Genomic DNA, 14714 nt, shown 5'->3' with positions numbered 1-14714 from the left:
GCCCCCCGCGCACGCACTACATGTGGCTTGAAATTATCCCGTAGTCGATAGGTTCGGATCGCTTGCCCCTACCCGTTTCCGACGAAGCGTCTCGCCATAGGCGAACTGCCAAGGAAGGTTCCGTTTCGGCATCGGTCTCGAACTGACGCTCCCTCAATATTCGCTTGCGGGGCGGGCGTCGATGGTGCGACAACTGGCTCGGGTCGCGGCCGCGGGACGGACCGCAGGTCGCAGTGGGTTGAGTCACACAAGGATGCGTATTCGGCCCGGCTTGACTAGCATCGAACGTTGAAACGGCCTTCCCGGACCGCAGCACCGGCCAACGACCAACGGCCATTCATGAACGTCCGGTGAAGATCCGAGCAGTGACAGACACAACGGGGGCTCGAAAACATGTCACTTTCATCCGCATCGCCATGCCCGGCTTCCGCCTGAGCGTGCCGTCGTGCGCTCAATTCGGCGCAATCGATTCACCGATGAATCACCACCGATAGAAAAGTCGGTCAGCCGGTTCACCGTGCCCAAAAAGCCGGGCCGGCCGTCAAGGAGCTCGACCACATCGTGACAGACCTGCGGATCCTTCTCGTAGACAACTACGACTCCTACACGTGGAACCTCTTCCAGCTGATCTGGAAGGTGGCCGGGGTACCGCCCGTCGTCGTGCGCAACGACGAGGCGACGGCGGACGAACTGCTCAGACGCGACTTCACCCACGTCGTGATCTCCCCGGGCCCGGGCACCGCCGCCCGGGACGAGGACTTCGGACTGTGCCGGGACCTGCTGGAGCGGGCCGCGGTACCCGTCCTCGGGGTGTGTCTCGGCCACCAGGGCCTGGCCCTCGCCTTCGGCGGCGACGTGCGCCACGCCCCGGAGACCGTGCACGGGCGGACCAGCGGGATCACCCACACCGGGACCGGCGTCTTCGCCGGCGTCCCGCAGGGCTTCCGCGCGGTGCGCTACCACTCCCTCACCGTCACCGAACCGCTGCCGGACCACCTCGTCGCGACCGCCTGGTCCGAGGACGGCGTCCTGATGGGCCTGCGGCACCGCGAACGTCCCCTGCACGGCGTGCAGTTCCACCCCGAGTCGGTGGACAGCGAGTACGGCGAGGAGATCATCGCCAACTTCCTGGGCATCACGCCCGCGCTGCGCTGGAGCGAACTGGAGGCGGACCTCGACGCCGAGGGACTGTTCGTGCGCGCCTTCGCCGACAGCCCGTACGGCTTCTGGCTCGACAGCTCGCGCGCCGCCTACGGGATGGGGCGCTACAGCTACCTCGGGTCCTGCGCCGGGGACGGCCTGGAGGTCCTCCGGGCGTACGCGGGCGCGGGCGTCGTGGAACGCGAGACCCACGAGGCCGTGGAGCGGCTTCCCGGCACCGTCTTCGACCACCTGCGGGCCGGCCTGGCGGCCGCGCCCGTGCCGGCCGGCGCGTCACCGGTGCCGTTCGCCGGCGGCTACCTCGGCTACCTGGGCTACGGCGTCAAGGGGAGCGTCGGCATCGGCCGGGCCGGCAGCGGCGAGCGGCCGGACGCCGAGCTGCTCCGGGTCGACCGCTTCGTGGCCTACGACCACGAGGCCGACCGGCGCTACCTGGTCACGGTGGGCCTGTCCGCCGAACAGCACCACGCCTGGTGCGAGGAGGTGCGCGCGCTGGCGCGCCGTCCGCTGGTGCCCCGGCCCCGGCGCGAGAGCGCCCCGGCCGTACTGCGGGCGGGCGTCGACCGGGAGACGTACCTGCGCCACTTCGACACCGTCCAGCAGTGGCTGCACGACGGCGAGTCCTACGAGGCCTGCTACACCTACCAGATCAGCGGCACCAGCGAGGCCGACCCACTGGAGACCTACCTGCGGCTGCGGGCGGTGAACCCGGCGCCGTACGCCGCCTACGTCCGGCTCGGCGAGCGCTCGCTGCTGAGCTCCTCACCGGAGCGGTTCGTGACGGTCGCGGGCAACGGCGAGGTCGAGGCCAAGCCGATCAAGGGCACCGCCCCGCGGCACGCCGACCCGGTGGCCGACGAGGCCGCCCGCGAGGCGCTGGAGACGGACCGCAAGATCCGCAGCGAGAACCTGATGATCGCCGACCTGCTGCGCAACGACCTCGGACAGGTCTGCGACGCCGGAACGGTCCACGTGCCCAAGCTGATGGCCGCGGAGTCCTACGCCACCGTGCACCAGCTCGTCACCACCGTCCGCGGGAAGCTGCGCGCCGACCGCGGCGCGGTCGACTGCGTACAGGCGCTCTTCCCCGGCGGGTCGATGACCGGCGCGCCGAAGAAGCGCACGGTGGAGCTCCTCGACGACCTGGAGCCGGAGGAGCGCGGGGTCTACTCCGGCAGCCTCGGCTGGTTCGGGTTCGACGGGGCGGCCGACCAGTCGATCGTGATCCGCACCATCGTCTGGGAGGGCGACCGCGTGCGCATCGGCGTGGGCGGGGCACTGATCGTGCTCTCCGACGGCGAGGAGGAGTTCCAGGAGACGCGGCTCAAGGCCCGCGCGCTGCTGCGGGTCCTCGGCGTCGAGGAGCTGGACGGGGCGACATCGGGAACGGCCGCGAGGTGCCAGGGATGAGCACGGTGGAATTCGAGACGGGTCCGGCCGCGCCGGAGGAGGCGCAGGCGGTGGCCGACGCCGTCACCGCGCTCCTGCGGGAACTGCGCGGGGACGCCTCGCACACGATCCCCGGGCTCGGTGCGGCCGTGGCGGACGCCATCGCCGGCCGGGACGGCGCAGGGGTGCTGGTCGCGCGGGACGGACGGGGGCGCGTGGCCGGCGTACTGGGGTACACCACCCAGACCGCGCTGCGGCTCGCCGCGCCGTACCGGCACGTCCAGGAGTTGTGGGTGGAACCGGGTCTGCGGTCGATGGGGGTCGCCGCCCTGCTGCTGGCCGAGCTGGACGCGCTGTGCGCCGCCGACGGCGTGCGCCGGGTCGAAGTCTGCCTGCCCGCCGAGCAGTTCCCCTCCTACCCGCGGACGCTGGCCTTCTACGAGCGCTCCGGCTTCCGCGTCATCGGCCCGCGTGTGATCAAGGACCTGTCATGACCCTGCATGTGGTGGTACCGGAGGAGTCCGAGGCCCTGCCGTTCACGGTCGAGCCGGACGGCGCCCGGGTGGCCAGCAAGGAGGTGCCCGAGCGGATCCACCGGATCCTGGCCGGGCTGCTCGACGGCGGGGCGGTCCTCGCCCCACCCGGCGCGCAGGACACGGTGCGTGCCGAGCGCCTCGCCGCGGCCGTGCACGGCGAGGAGCTGCTGGAGCACCTGCGCCACGGGGTGCCCGAGGGCGCGGAGTCCGTCCTGGACGACGCGTTCGCGGCGCCCGGACTGGCCCAGGAGACGCCCGTCACCCGCGGGGTCTGGCCCGCGGCGCTGGGCGCTGCGGCCGCCGCGGTCCGGGCGGCGGCGCTGACGGCCGACCGGGGGGAGCCCGCCTACGCGCTGGTGCGGCCACCGGGCCACCACGCGGGGCCCGGCTGGTACGGCGGGTACTGCTTCCTGAACAACGCCGTCATCGCGGCCCGGACCCTGCAGGAGGAGGGCGCTTCCCGGATCGGCGTCCTCGACGTCGACTACCACCTGGGCAACGGCACGCTCGCCTGCGTGCGGAACGACCCGACCGTGGCGTTCGCCTCGGTGCACTCCAGCCGGCCCGACGACTTCCCGTACGTCTTCGAGCCGGGTCCGGGCCTCTTCGGGGCGGACGGCGACCCCGGCCCCGAGGGGTTCCTGGCGCTCGTCGGCGACGCCGTGGCCCACCTGCGGAGCAAGGACGTCGAGGCCCTGGTGGTTTCCGTCGGCTACGACGTGCTCGGAGGCGACCCGCACGGCTCCTGGGGCCTCGCTCCGGAGGTCTTCGGCCCCGTCGGCGCGCTCGTGACGGAGCAGCGGCTGCCCACCGTCTTCGTCCAGGAGGGCGGATACGGACTGCCGTCCCTGCGCGGCGCGGCCCGCGCCCTGGCAAGGGAGGCCTCGCGATGAACGCGACCCCCGAAGAGGTACTGCGGCCGTACCGCGAGCGGCTGGAGGCGCTGGACCAGCAGCTCGCGGAGCTCGTGGCGGCCCGGCTCGCCGTCTGCTGCGAGGTGGCCGAGGTCAAGCGGGCCCACGGCATCCCGATGATGCAGCCGCAGCGGGTCACCACCGTCCGTGAGGCGTACGCGGCCCGGGGCGAACGGCTCGACCTCTCCCCCGACTTCATGCGATCCCTGGCGACCCTGCTCATCGACGAGGCCTGCCGCCTGGAGGACGAGATCATCGACGCTCCCGCTGCGGCCGGCGCGGAGGCACTGCGATGACCCTGACCTTCACCACCCTCGGCCCCGGCGGAAGCTGTCACGAGAACGCCCTGCAGCACTACTTCCGCTTCCAGGGCATCGAGGACGACGCCAGGATCGACCTCACCATCGACCTGCACGAGGGCCTGGAGCGGGTGCGCCGCGGCGAGTCCGACTACCTGGTGCAGTGCAGCGCGCACCCCGAGGTGCACCTGCTCACGGAGCGGTACTTCAAGGAGGTCCACGTCGTGGACACCTTCGTCCACCCCACCAAGGAACTGGTGCTCCTCAGCCGCGCCGACGTGGAGCGGCCCCGGTCGCTGGGGCTCGTCCCGGCGACCGCCGGATACGTCGACGTGTCGCAGTGGGAGGAGGTCGTACCCGTGGCCTCCAAGCCCGTGGTCGGCGCCGAACTGCTGGCCGGGGCGTACGACTCCGGGCTCACCCACCTCGAATACCTGGAGAAGTCGAACGGGGCGCTGCGCCTGGACCGCTACATCGGCGCGGTGACCACGACGTGGGTGGTCTACGGACGCCGCCCCCGCTTCTCCGGTGAAGTCATCGGCACCAAGTGCCGCGCCTACCTGCTGGGAGAGGACGCATGAGCGAGACCGCATCCGCCGCGCGGAGGATCCGCGTCTGTGACACCACGCTGCGCGACGGCGAGCAGACCTGCGGCGTGGCCTTCCAGGTCGAGGAGAAGGTGAAGATCGCCCGGCTCCTGGACGAGATGGGCGTGGACGTCATCGACGCCGGTTTCCCGGCCTCCTCGCAGGCCGACCAGGACGCGGTGCGCGGCATGGCCGAGCTGGGGCTGAACGCGCGCGTGGTGGCCTTCTGCCGGCCGACCCGTACCGAGATCGACCTGGCCAGGGCCTGCGGTGCGAACGCGATCTACACCTTCCTCCCCACCTCCGACGTGCACATGCGGGTCAAGTTCGGCGGTACGGACAGCTCGGTGCGCGACCGCCTCAAGCGCGAGATGGCCGACGGCGTCTCCTACGCCAAGGACCTCGGCATGTACGTCGGCTGCGGTTCCGAGGACGCCACCCGGACCCCGTACGACTACCTGGAGGAGGTCCTCGTCCTCGCCCAGGAGAGCGGCGCGGACCTGGTCGGTGTCGCCGACACCGTCGGCTCCACCACTCCCGACGCCTTCCGCACGCTCATCGCGCGGCTGCGCTCGCAGATCCACGTGACGCTCTCGTTGCACTGCCACAACGACTTCGGCCTGGCCACGGCCAACACGGTCGCCGGCATCCTCGGCGGCGCCGACGAGGTCCAGTGCACGGTCAACGGCCTCGGTGAGCGCGCCGGCAACGCCTCGCTGGAGGAGGTCGTGGTGGCGCTCACCCAGCTGTACGGCTTCGGGACGAACATCGACCTGTCCCGCCTCAAGCCCATGTCGGACCTGATCGCCGGCCTGTCCGGCATCGAGGTCAGCCCGATGAAGCCGATCGTCGGCGGCAACGCCTTCTCGCACGAGTCCGGGCTGCACGTCTCCTCGGTGATGAAGGACTCCACCGCCTACGAGCCGCTGCGGCCCGAACTGGTGGGCCACACGCGGCGGATCGTCATGGGCAAGCACTCCGGCAAGGGGATCGTCGCGCACGTCCTGGACAAGCACGGGCTCGCCTACGACGACGCGCTCCTCGGCGCGGTCCTGCGCGAGGTCAAGGAGGCGTCCGTGCTGACCAAGTCGAGCGTCACCGAGGCCCAGGTCGTCGCGATCCACCACGAGCGAACGGCCACGACGGGATGAGCGGGGCGCACGTCACCGGCGCATGGTTCGCGGACCAGGCGTTCTGGCGGGACTTCTACCCCCACCTGTTCTCGGCGGAGCGCGCCGCGGAGGCGGTGCGGATCGTGGAGCAGTCCCCGCTGTTCCGCTTCCCGGCCGGTGCCCGGGTCCTGGACCTGTGCTGCGGGCCGGGCCTGTTCACCGTGCCCCTGGCCCGGGCCGGCCACCTGGTCACGGGCGTGGACCTGAGCGCGCCGCTGCTGGAACGGGCCCGGGCGGGCAGCCGGGACGCGGGCGTCGAGGTCCGGCTCGTGGAGGCGGACATGCTCGCCTTCGTCGAGCCGGAGGCCTTCGAGGCCGCCGTCAACACGTTCACCTCCTTCGGGTACCTGGACCGGCACGAGGACAACGTGCAGGTGCTGCGGAACCTGCACACCAGCCTGGTGCCGGGCGGGACCCTGCTCGTCGACGTCGTCGGCAAGGAGGTCCTCGCGCGCCGCGACGAACGGGTCTCGCTGTCCGAGCTGGACGGGAAGGTGCTGGTCCAGCGGGACACCGTCCTCGACGACTGGAGCCGGATGCGCAGCGACTGGTACTCCATCGAGGGCTCGCGCGCGGCCACCGGGTCGATGACCTTCCACCTCTACAGCGCCGCCGAGCTGCGGGCGATGCTGCGCAGCGCGGGCTTCGCCGAGGTCCGCTTCCACGGGGACTACGAGGGCGGGCCGTACGACCACCGGGCCGAACGCCTGATCGCGGTGGCCACGAAGGGCGGGGGCGGCCGTGGGATCTGAGGTCGTCGTCGTGCGGTCGGCGTCCTCCGTCGACCGTGAGGAGTGGGACGCGCTCGTCCCGCCCGCCCAGGTGTACCTGTCGTACGACTGGCTGCGCGCGGTGGAGGAGTGCTTCGGCTTCGAACTGGCCTTCTTCCTGCTGCGGGACGGCGGGCGCACGGTGGCCGGCGTGCAGGGCCTGCTCGTCCGGGATCCGGACGCGTTCCCATACCACGATCCGACGGGCGCGCTGTTCGGCGACTACGAGACGGACCACCTCCGGCGGGCGCTGGAGCGGGACCGGTCGCCGCGGGAGTCGGCCGAGGCGGGCGCCCTGCTGGAGACCGTCGTGCGCGCGGAGGCCGGGCACACGCGTGCGGCGGGCTATCCGGCGCTCGTGATGACCAGCCCGTACGGCTACGCCAGTGACGTCCTCACGCTGTCCGGCACCGACCGGGAGAGGGCGATCGGGGAACTGCTCGTCGCCGTGGACGCGTTCTGCCGGGCCGAGGACATCCCCTCGCAGTCCTTCCTGTGGGAGTCCGGCGGGGACGCGGCCCTGCACCGGGCGCTCGCCGGCCACGGTTACCTGGAGTTCCTCTCCGACCTGGAGTACGACCTCGACACCGGGTCCTGCGCCTCGCTGGAGGAGTACCTGGGGACCCTTGAGCGCAAGCGCCGTACGGTCGTCCGCTCCGAGATCCGCAAGTTCGACGAGGCCGGGCTGCGCGTCGAAGGGATCGCGGACCCGGCGACGGCGGTGATCGCCCGCTGCGCCGAACTGTCCGAGGAGCAGCAGAAGAAGTACGGGCTGCCCGTCGACCGCGGCGCGATGGAGAAGCTGTTCACCGCGCTGCTGGCCGCCCCGGCGCTGGGACCCTCGCTGTACGTGGTGCGGCACCGGGAGGCTGAGGGGCCGGACGTGTCGGGCTTTCTGCTGTGCCTGGAGGCCGGCGGCGTACTGCACCCCAAGTTCCTCGGCTTCGACGCCGGCGCGGTGGGGGCCGGTTACGCCTACTTCAACCTCGCTTTCTACCACCAGGTCGAACGGGCCGTCGCGGGCGGCGCCCGACGCATCAAGTACGGCATGGGTTCGGCGGACGCGAAGCGGCTGCGCGGCTGCCGCCCGGCACCGGTGCGCGGATGGATCCGCTTCTCCTCGCCCGCGGCGCAGCGGCGGATCGAGCCGTACGTGGCCGTCTTCGACTGCCTCAAGAAACAGCTCCTCGGCGACCAGGACGGACGCGTTCAACGATGACTCTCGTAAAGCAGCTCTTCGCGCACAAACTCGGCCGTCCCGTCAGCACCGGCGAGGTCGTGGACCTGCCGTTCGACCTGTGCTGGGGCAGTGAGATGACCGTCAAGTGGGCCCTGGACATCCTGCGCGACTCCGGCTTCGACGACGGGTACGTCGCCGCGGGCCTGGCCGCGCAGCGGGAGAGGACGGCCTTCGTCTTCGACCACGTCGTGCCCACCCACACCGCCTCGATGGCCTCGATCCTGGTGGAGCTGCGGCGCTTCGCGCGCGAGCACGGGATCAAGGTGTTCGACGTCGGTTACGACGGCGGCATCCAGCACAAGATCCTCATCGAGCAGGGGCTGATCCGCCCCGGTGACGTCGCGGTCGGCGCGGACTCCCACAGCTGCACCGCGGGCGCGATCGGCTCGCTCGCCACCGGCATCGGCTCGACGGACCTGGCGATGGCGCTGGTCCGGGGCAGCTGCTGGATGCGGGTGCCCGAGGCGACGCTGGTCCGCTTCCGCGGGAGCCTGCGCCCGCACGTGCAGGGCAAGGACGTGGCGCTGTACCTGTGCGGTCTGATCGGGGTGCACGGGGCGGTCTACCGCAGCCTGGAGTTCGGCGGGCCGGGCCTGGCCTCCCTGGCGATCACCGACCGGCTGTCGCTGAGCAACATGGCGGTGGAGATGGGCGCCAAGTACGGCCTGTTCCCCACGGACGGGGTGCTCGCCGACTACCTCGGCGAGGGGGTGGAGTACCCGGACTTCACCATCGACGAGGACGACGCCGAGTACGTCGACGTGATCGACATCGACCTGGGCCTCATCGAACCGACGGTCGCCCTGCCGTTCTCCCCGGACAACGCCGTGGGCACCCACCAGCTCCAGCACCTGCTGCGCAACTGGGACGAGTACGAGGACCGCGAGGACCTGATGACGGGCGTGGCGCCGCTGGCCCGGAGGGCCAACGAGAACGGCGAGATACCCGTCGACCAGGTCTTCATCGGCTCGTGCACCAACGGCCACCTGGAGGACCTGCGGGTCGTCGCGGACGTCCTGCGCGGCCGGCGCGTCCACGAGGGGGTGCGCACCATCGTCATCCCGGCCTCGCAGAAGGCCTACCGGGCGGCGATGAGGGAGGGCCTGATCGACGTGCTGATCGAGGCCGGCTGCTACGTGGAGTCCTCCAGCTGCGGGCCGTGCATCGGCATCAAGTCCGGGGTGCTCGGCAGGGGGGAGGTCGCGGTCTTCACCTCGAACCGGAACTTCCGCGGCCGGTGCGGCGACGTCGACGCCAGCGTCGTCCTGGCCAGCCCCGCCATCGCCGCGCGGGCCGCGCTGACCGGTGTCCTCGCCCCGATCGGCGACCGTAGCGACTACTACGCCGACGAGGACGCGGTGCGCGGCGGCATCGACGAGCTGTTCGCCCTGCACGCGGCACGCGAGGGCCGGGCCCCGCTCACGGGCGGTACGGAGGCGCCCCCGACGGCGGCTCCGGGTGCTGGCCGGCCGGCGGACGGCGCGAGCCTGGCATGGGTGTTCGGCGACCACGTCAACACCGACGTGATCCTGCCGGGGGTGTTCTGCCAGATCCCCGACCCGGCCGAGTACAAGAAGCACATCATGGCCCACGCGGGCAACCAGGCGTTCCTCGACCACTACGCGGCGTCCGGGCACGATCTGAGCGGCTCGGTGGTCGTGGGCGGGATGAACTTCGGCTGCGGCTCCTCCCGCGAGAACGCCCCGATGGGCATCAAGGCGTCCGGCGCGCCCTTCGTCGTCGCGCACAGCTTCGCGCGGATCTTCTTCCGCAACGCCCTCAACATCGGGCTCAGGCTGGTGGAGGTCGGGGACTTCGCGTACGAGATCCGGGAGGGCGACCGGCTGGTCGTCGACGACGAGCGGGGCGAGCTGGTCAACGTGACCCGGGGGACCTCGGCGCCCCTCACCCCGCCGTCCGCGTTCGAGCGGGAACTGCTCGCCGCGGGCGGCCTGGTCGCCTACGCGGGCGCGCAGGTACGGGCGGAGGCGTCGGCCGGATGAGTTCCCTCGCGGTCATCCCGGGCGACGGCATCGGGCCCGAGGTCATGGCCGAGGTACTGAAGGTGCACGCGGTGGTCGAGGACGTCTTCGGCACCGGCCTGAGGGCCGAGGTGCTGCCCTACAGCGCCGACTGGTTCCTGGAGCACGGTGACGTCGACATCGACGTCCGGGCGATCCGCCGCGACCACCGGGCGGTGCTGCTCGGCGCGCTCGGCGACGCCCGGATCCCCGACAACCGGCACGCGATCCGCGTCATCGGCGGGCTGCGCCAACAGCTCGAACTGGGCGTGAACCTGCGTCCGGTGCGCCTGCGCACGCTGGCGCACTGCCCCCTCAAGCACGTGGGCGCCGTTGAGGACGTCGACCTGGTCGTCGTGCGGGAGAACACCGAGGACGTGTACGTGGGCGTCGGCGGCACGGTCCGCGGCGGCGGCCCCGGGCACGTCGCGATGGAGGTGGGCGTCCACACGCGCTGGGCGGTGGACCGGGTGGTCACGGCCGCCTTCGAACTGGCCCGCTCCCGCCGCCGCCGGATCACCCTGGTGGACAAGAGCAACGCGATGCCGAGCGCCGGCCCGCTGTGGCAGGGCCGCTTCCGGGCGATCGCCGCGTCCTACCCGGACGTGGAGTGCGACCACCTGTACGTCGACGCCGCCGCCATGGAGCTGATCCGCAACCCGGCCCGCTTCGACGTCGTGGTGGCCTGCAACCTCTTCGGGGACATCCTCAGCGACGAGGCGTCCATGCTCGCCGGCGGGCTCGGGGTCGCGCCCTCGGCGAGCTACGACCCCGACGACACCGACTTCGCCGGCGTGTTCGAGGCGGTGCACGGCAGCGCCCCCGACCTGGTGGGCACCGGCCGGGCCAACCCGCTCGCCTCCGTGATGAGTTACTCGCTGATGCTGGACCGGATGGGACTGCGCGCGGCGCACGCCGCCGTGGAGCGGGCCGTCGACGAGGTGCTGTGCGGTGACCTGTTGACCCCCGACCTGGGCGGCACCGCGCGCACGGGCGAGGTGGGCGACCTGATTTGCCGGGCGGTCGCCCGGCACGACAAGGACTGAGAAGGATGAACGAACCAGCGAAGCTCATGTGGTGGCAGGGTCGCGTGGTACCCGCCGGGGACACCGCCCTGACGCTCGCCAACCACAGCCTCCACTACGGGCTCTGCGTCTTCGAGGGCGTCTCCGCCTTCCCCTCCGAGGAGGGCGGCCACCACGTCTTCCGGCTGGAGGAGCACATGACCCGGTTCGCCGCGTCGTGCCGCCTGGTGGGGATCTCCCTCGCGCAGTCCCCCGCCGAGCTGGCCGCCGCCTGCCACGAGACGCTGACCGCCAACGGCCTGCGCCGGGCCTACCTGCGCCCCCTCGCCTTCCTCGGCGACGGGGTGCTGGGCCTGGCGGCGCCCGGCGCCGAGGCCCAGGTGGCGGTCCTGGCCTTCGACGTCTCGTCCTTCGACTCGGTGATCCGCGCGCAGCGACCGCGGCTGACCCTGTCGCCGGTCGCCCGGCTCAGTCCGCACGCCTTCCCGACCAAGGCGAAGGTGTCCGCCGGCTACCTGGGATCCCGGGTCGCCTGGATGGACGCGCGGCAGCGCGGCTACGACGACGCCCTGCTGCTGGACGACACGGGCCACGTCGCCGAGTGCACCGTGCAGAACGTCTTCGGCGTGCGCGGCCGCACGCTGCTGGTGCCCGACTCCCCCGCCGCGCTCGACGGGATCACCGTGGCCTCCGTGATCGAGATCGCGGGCGGCCTCGGGTACGAGGTGGACCGCCGCCCGCTGGCCCCGGCCGACCTGTCGGACTTCGACGCGCTGTGCGTGGCCAGCACCGCGGGCGGGGTACGCCCCGTGGAATGCGTGGACGACATCGTCTTCGACCCGGACGACGCCGTGGTCGCCGAGGTCGTCCGCGCCTACCGGCAGGCCGAGCTGGGCCTGCTGCCCGGCCACGAGCGGTGGGCGGCCCGCCCATGAGCGACACGCGCGGCGCCGCACCCGTGGTCGACCGGTACGACACCCTCCCCGAGGAGGTGCGGGGCCGGATCGACGCCCTCGGCCGGGCGCACTGGCGGCGGGCGCACGCCGGTGTGCCCCGCCGTCAGGACTCCTGGTGCCCCACCCGCCCCCTCATCCTCGACGCCGACGCGTACGCGCTGGTCGGCGCCGTCGCCGACCGGGCGGCGGGGTTGGTGCTGGAAGCCTGCCGGCGCCGGGTGTCGACGGCCGGAGAGCTGCTGGAGGCGCTCTCCATGCCCCGGAGCCAGTTCCCGCTGCTCGACCCGGCCGAGCCGCTCACCGAGCGCCTGCTGACCTCGGTGCGCGCCGACGTGATGGTCGAGCGGGGCGTCCCCAAGGTCGTCGAGCTGAACATCGACGGAGCGATCGGCGGTGCCATCGAGGCCGATCTCATCGCCGGGCAGTTCCAGGAGGTCTACGCGGGCCCGGTGCCCGCCGGCGAGGACCCGTCCGGGTTCGCGCTGCGCACCCCGCCGTCCGCGGTCGACGCGTTCTTCACCGAGCTGGTCTCCTTCCTCGGCCTGGCCCGGGGCGGCTGCCTCGTCGTGCCCGTCTTCCGCGAGGACGGCCTCGACCACCTCGCGGACCTCGACGACTTCGTCTCCTTCCTCGCCCCCATGGCGGAGCGGGGCGCGGCGCACGGCATCACCGTGATCGGGTACCCGCTGGACGGGCTGGCCCTCGACGACGGGCAGCGGCTGCGGGCCGGCGAGCACGTCGCGGACGGGGTCTTCCGGCTCTTCCTGCCCGTCGAGCAGGCCGGTGCGGGGCTCGACGCCCTGGGCGCGGCCCTGCGGGCGGGCACGGCCCGGATGTACACGCCCGAGGCGACCAGCCCGGTCAGCGACAAGCGGGTGCTGGCCTGGCTCTGGGAGGACCTCGGCCTGCTCGGTCCGGACGACCGGGAGTTCGTACGCCGGCACGTGCCGCGGACGGTGATCGCCGGGGCGGGGGCCCTGGCCGAGGACCGGACGGCGCTGGTGCTCAAGCCCGGGGACGGCTACGGCGGTGCCGGGGTGACCCTGGGCCGCTCGGTGGGGCAGGAGGAGTGGCGGGAGCTGGTCCTGGGGGCGGCCCGGCGGTCCGACCACGTCCTCCAGCGGGTGGTGGAGGCCGACCTGGTCACCTTCGAGTTCGCGCACGGGACCACCGGGGAGATCCGCAGCGCAGCCGTCCCCTGCGTCCTGGGCCCGATGATGTACGGCCGCGGGCTCTCCGGGATCTACGTCCGGCACGGCAGCCCCCGGGCGGGCGACCTCATCAACACGCACCAGGGCGCTGCCTCCAACAGCGTGCTGGTCGTGGAGAGTCCGACGGTCCGGCGGTGAACGCCGAAGGGACCCGCGCCCCCACCCTGCTGGACCCGCTGCGGCAGCGGAACTTCCGCTGCCTCGCGGGCGGCCGCATGGCCACGTACTTCGCCAACGCCATGGCACCGATCGTGCTCTCCTTCGCGGTGCTCGACCTGACCGGGTCGCTGATCGACCTCGGCATCGTGGTGGGGGCCCGGTCGGTGGCCAATGTGGCGCTGCTGCTGTTCGGCGGGGTGATCGCCGACCGGCTGCCGCGCAGGCTGGTGCTGCAGGGGTCGAGCGTGGCGGCCGGACTGGCCCAGGCCGTGATCGCGGCGAGCGTGCTGTTCGGCTTCGCCTCGATCCCGGTGCTGGTCGTCATCAGCGTCGTCAACGGCATGGTGTCCGCGGTGTCGCTGCCAGCGGCGGCCGCTCTCGTACCGCAGACGGTGCCGCACGAGATGATCCGCCCGGCCAACGCGGTCGTCCGGATGGCCGTCAACGCGGGCATGGTCCTGGGCGCCTCGACGGGTGGCATCGTCGTGGGCGTCGCCGGGCCGGGCTGGGGCATCGCCGTCAACGCGGCGGTGTTCCTGCTGGCGGGGCTGTGCTTCGCCGGTCTGCGGGCGGCGGGGACGCCCGCGACGCCGACCGGGCCGGCCCGACCGCTGACCGAACTGCGCGAGGGCTGGAAGGAGTTCACCGCCCACACCTGGGTGTGGGTGGTCGTGCTCCAGTTCCTGGTCATCAACGCGGTGGTGGCCGGCGGGCTCCAGGTCCTCGGACCGACCATCGCCGACCGGTCCTTCGGGCGGACGACGTGGGGGCTGCTGCTCGCCGCGCAGACGGCCGGCGCGTTCGCGGGCGGCTTCCTCGCGGCCCGCACCCGGCCGCGGCACGCCCTGCGGATCGGCGCGGCCGTCGGCGCGGTCGAGGCGGTGCCGCTGCTCGCCCTCGGGACGACCTCGCACGTCGCCCTGCTGGCCGCGGCGATGTTCATCAACGGGGTGGCGCTGGAACAACTGGCCGTCGCCTGGGACGTGTCCCTCCAGGAGAACATTCCGCAGGAGCGGCTCGCGCGGGTCTACTCCTACGACGCGCTCGGCTCCTTCGTGGCCATCCCGGTCGGGGAGGTGGCCGCGGGCCCGATCGCGCTGCACGCGGGCATCGACACCACGCTCGTCACCGGCGCCGTGCTCGTCGTCGCGGCCACCGGCTTCGCCCTGTGCAGCTCCAGCGTGCGCCGTCTGACCGTGAAACCGGCCGCGCCACCGCAGTTGCCGGCGGGAGAGGTGGCCGCATGACCCCGGCCACCGCTCCGGCACCGCACC

Annotated in this window: 13 protein-coding genes; all 13 read left to right on the top strand. The window is 72.5% G+C overall.

All coding sequences use genetic code 11. From position 1 onward, the window contains the following. Positions 1–561 precede the first annotated feature (561 nt). Genes pabB through AC2RP6_RS32505 form a run of 13 tightly spaced genes read left to right on the top strand, consistent with a single transcriptional unit; the run spans position 562 to position 14687 of the window. The gene (gene pabB, locus AC2RP6_RS32565) at positions 562–2571 is read left to right on the top strand and encodes an aminodeoxychorismate synthase component I (protein ID WP_486449418.1); all 2010 of its coding nucleotides are present in this window, start codon (positions 562–564) and stop codon (positions 2569–2571) included. Further along, positions 2568–3044 (top strand): GNAT family N-acetyltransferase, encoded by a 477-nt coding sequence (locus tag AC2RP6_RS32560; RefSeq protein WP_486449417.1) that lies wholly within the window; start codon positions 2568–2570, stop codon positions 3042–3044. The genes pabB and AC2RP6_RS32560 overlap by 4 nt, the downstream gene beginning before the upstream one ends. After that, the gene (locus AC2RP6_RS32555) at positions 3041–3979 is read left to right on the top strand and encodes an arginase family protein (RefSeq protein WP_486449416.1); all 939 of its coding nucleotides are present in this window, start codon (positions 3041–3043) and stop codon (positions 3977–3979) included. The genes AC2RP6_RS32560 and AC2RP6_RS32555 overlap by 4 nt, the downstream gene beginning before the upstream one ends. Beyond that, entirely contained in the window at positions 3976–4296 is a 321-nt protein-coding gene (locus AC2RP6_RS32550; protein ID WP_486449415.1) for a chorismate mutase, read from the top strand. The genes AC2RP6_RS32555 and AC2RP6_RS32550 overlap by 4 nt, the downstream gene beginning before the upstream one ends. Beyond that, positions 4293–4880, top strand: a complete 588-nt coding sequence (locus AC2RP6_RS32545) for a hypothetical protein (RefSeq protein ID WP_486449414.1) — start codon at positions 4293–4295, stop codon at positions 4878–4880. The genes AC2RP6_RS32550 and AC2RP6_RS32545 overlap by 4 nt, the downstream gene beginning before the upstream one ends. After that, entirely contained in the window at positions 4877–6037 is a 1161-nt protein-coding gene (locus tag AC2RP6_RS32540; protein ID WP_486449413.1) for a LeuA family protein, read from the top strand. Before AC2RP6_RS32545 ends, AC2RP6_RS32540 begins: the two co-directional genes overlap by 4 nt. Further along, positions 6034–6810 carry a class I SAM-dependent methyltransferase gene (locus tag AC2RP6_RS32535; RefSeq protein WP_486449412.1) on the top strand — a complete coding sequence of 259 codons (777 nt, stop codon included), beginning with the start codon at positions 6034–6036 and terminating at the stop codon, positions 6808–6810. Before AC2RP6_RS32540 ends, AC2RP6_RS32535 begins: the two co-directional genes overlap by 4 nt. After that, positions 6800–8047, top strand: a complete 1248-nt coding sequence (locus AC2RP6_RS32530) for a GNAT family N-acetyltransferase (protein WP_486449411.1) — start codon at positions 6800–6802, stop codon at positions 8045–8047. The genes AC2RP6_RS32535 and AC2RP6_RS32530 overlap by 11 nt, the downstream gene beginning before the upstream one ends. Next, on the top strand, positions 8044–10071 hold the full coding sequence (locus AC2RP6_RS32525; RefSeq protein ID WP_486449410.1) for a LeuD/DmdB family oxidoreductase small subunit: 2028 nt from the start codon (positions 8044–8046) through the stop codon (positions 10069–10071). The genes AC2RP6_RS32530 and AC2RP6_RS32525 overlap by 4 nt, the downstream gene beginning before the upstream one ends. Continuing rightward, on the top strand, positions 10068–11135 hold the full coding sequence (locus tag AC2RP6_RS32520; protein WP_486449409.1) for an isocitrate/isopropylmalate dehydrogenase family protein: 1068 nt from the start codon (positions 10068–10070) through the stop codon (positions 11133–11135). Before AC2RP6_RS32525 ends, AC2RP6_RS32520 begins: the two co-directional genes overlap by 4 nt. Positions 11136–11140: 5 nt before the next feature. Further along, positions 11141–12049, top strand: coding sequence for an aminotransferase class IV (locus AC2RP6_RS32515; protein WP_486449408.1), 909 nt, complete (start codon positions 11141–11143; stop codon positions 12047–12049). Then, complete coding sequence (locus tag AC2RP6_RS32510) at positions 12046–13419, top strand: ATP-grasp domain-containing protein (RefSeq protein WP_486449407.1); 1374 nt, start codon at positions 12046–12048, stop codon at positions 13417–13419. The genes AC2RP6_RS32515 and AC2RP6_RS32510 overlap by 4 nt, the downstream gene beginning before the upstream one ends. Next, positions 13416–14687 carry an MFS transporter gene (locus AC2RP6_RS32505; RefSeq protein ID WP_486449406.1) on the top strand — a complete coding sequence of 424 codons (1272 nt, stop codon included), beginning with the start codon at positions 13416–13418 and terminating at the stop codon, positions 14685–14687. The genes AC2RP6_RS32510 and AC2RP6_RS32505 overlap by 4 nt, the downstream gene beginning before the upstream one ends. Positions 14688–14714: the final 27 nt, after the last annotated feature.

It is taken from the genome of Streptomyces sp. WAC03905, from assembly GCF_057371075.1.
The sequence above is the reverse complement of the archived record's forward strand: the minus strand, read 5'-3'. Positions and strand labels throughout refer to the sequence as shown.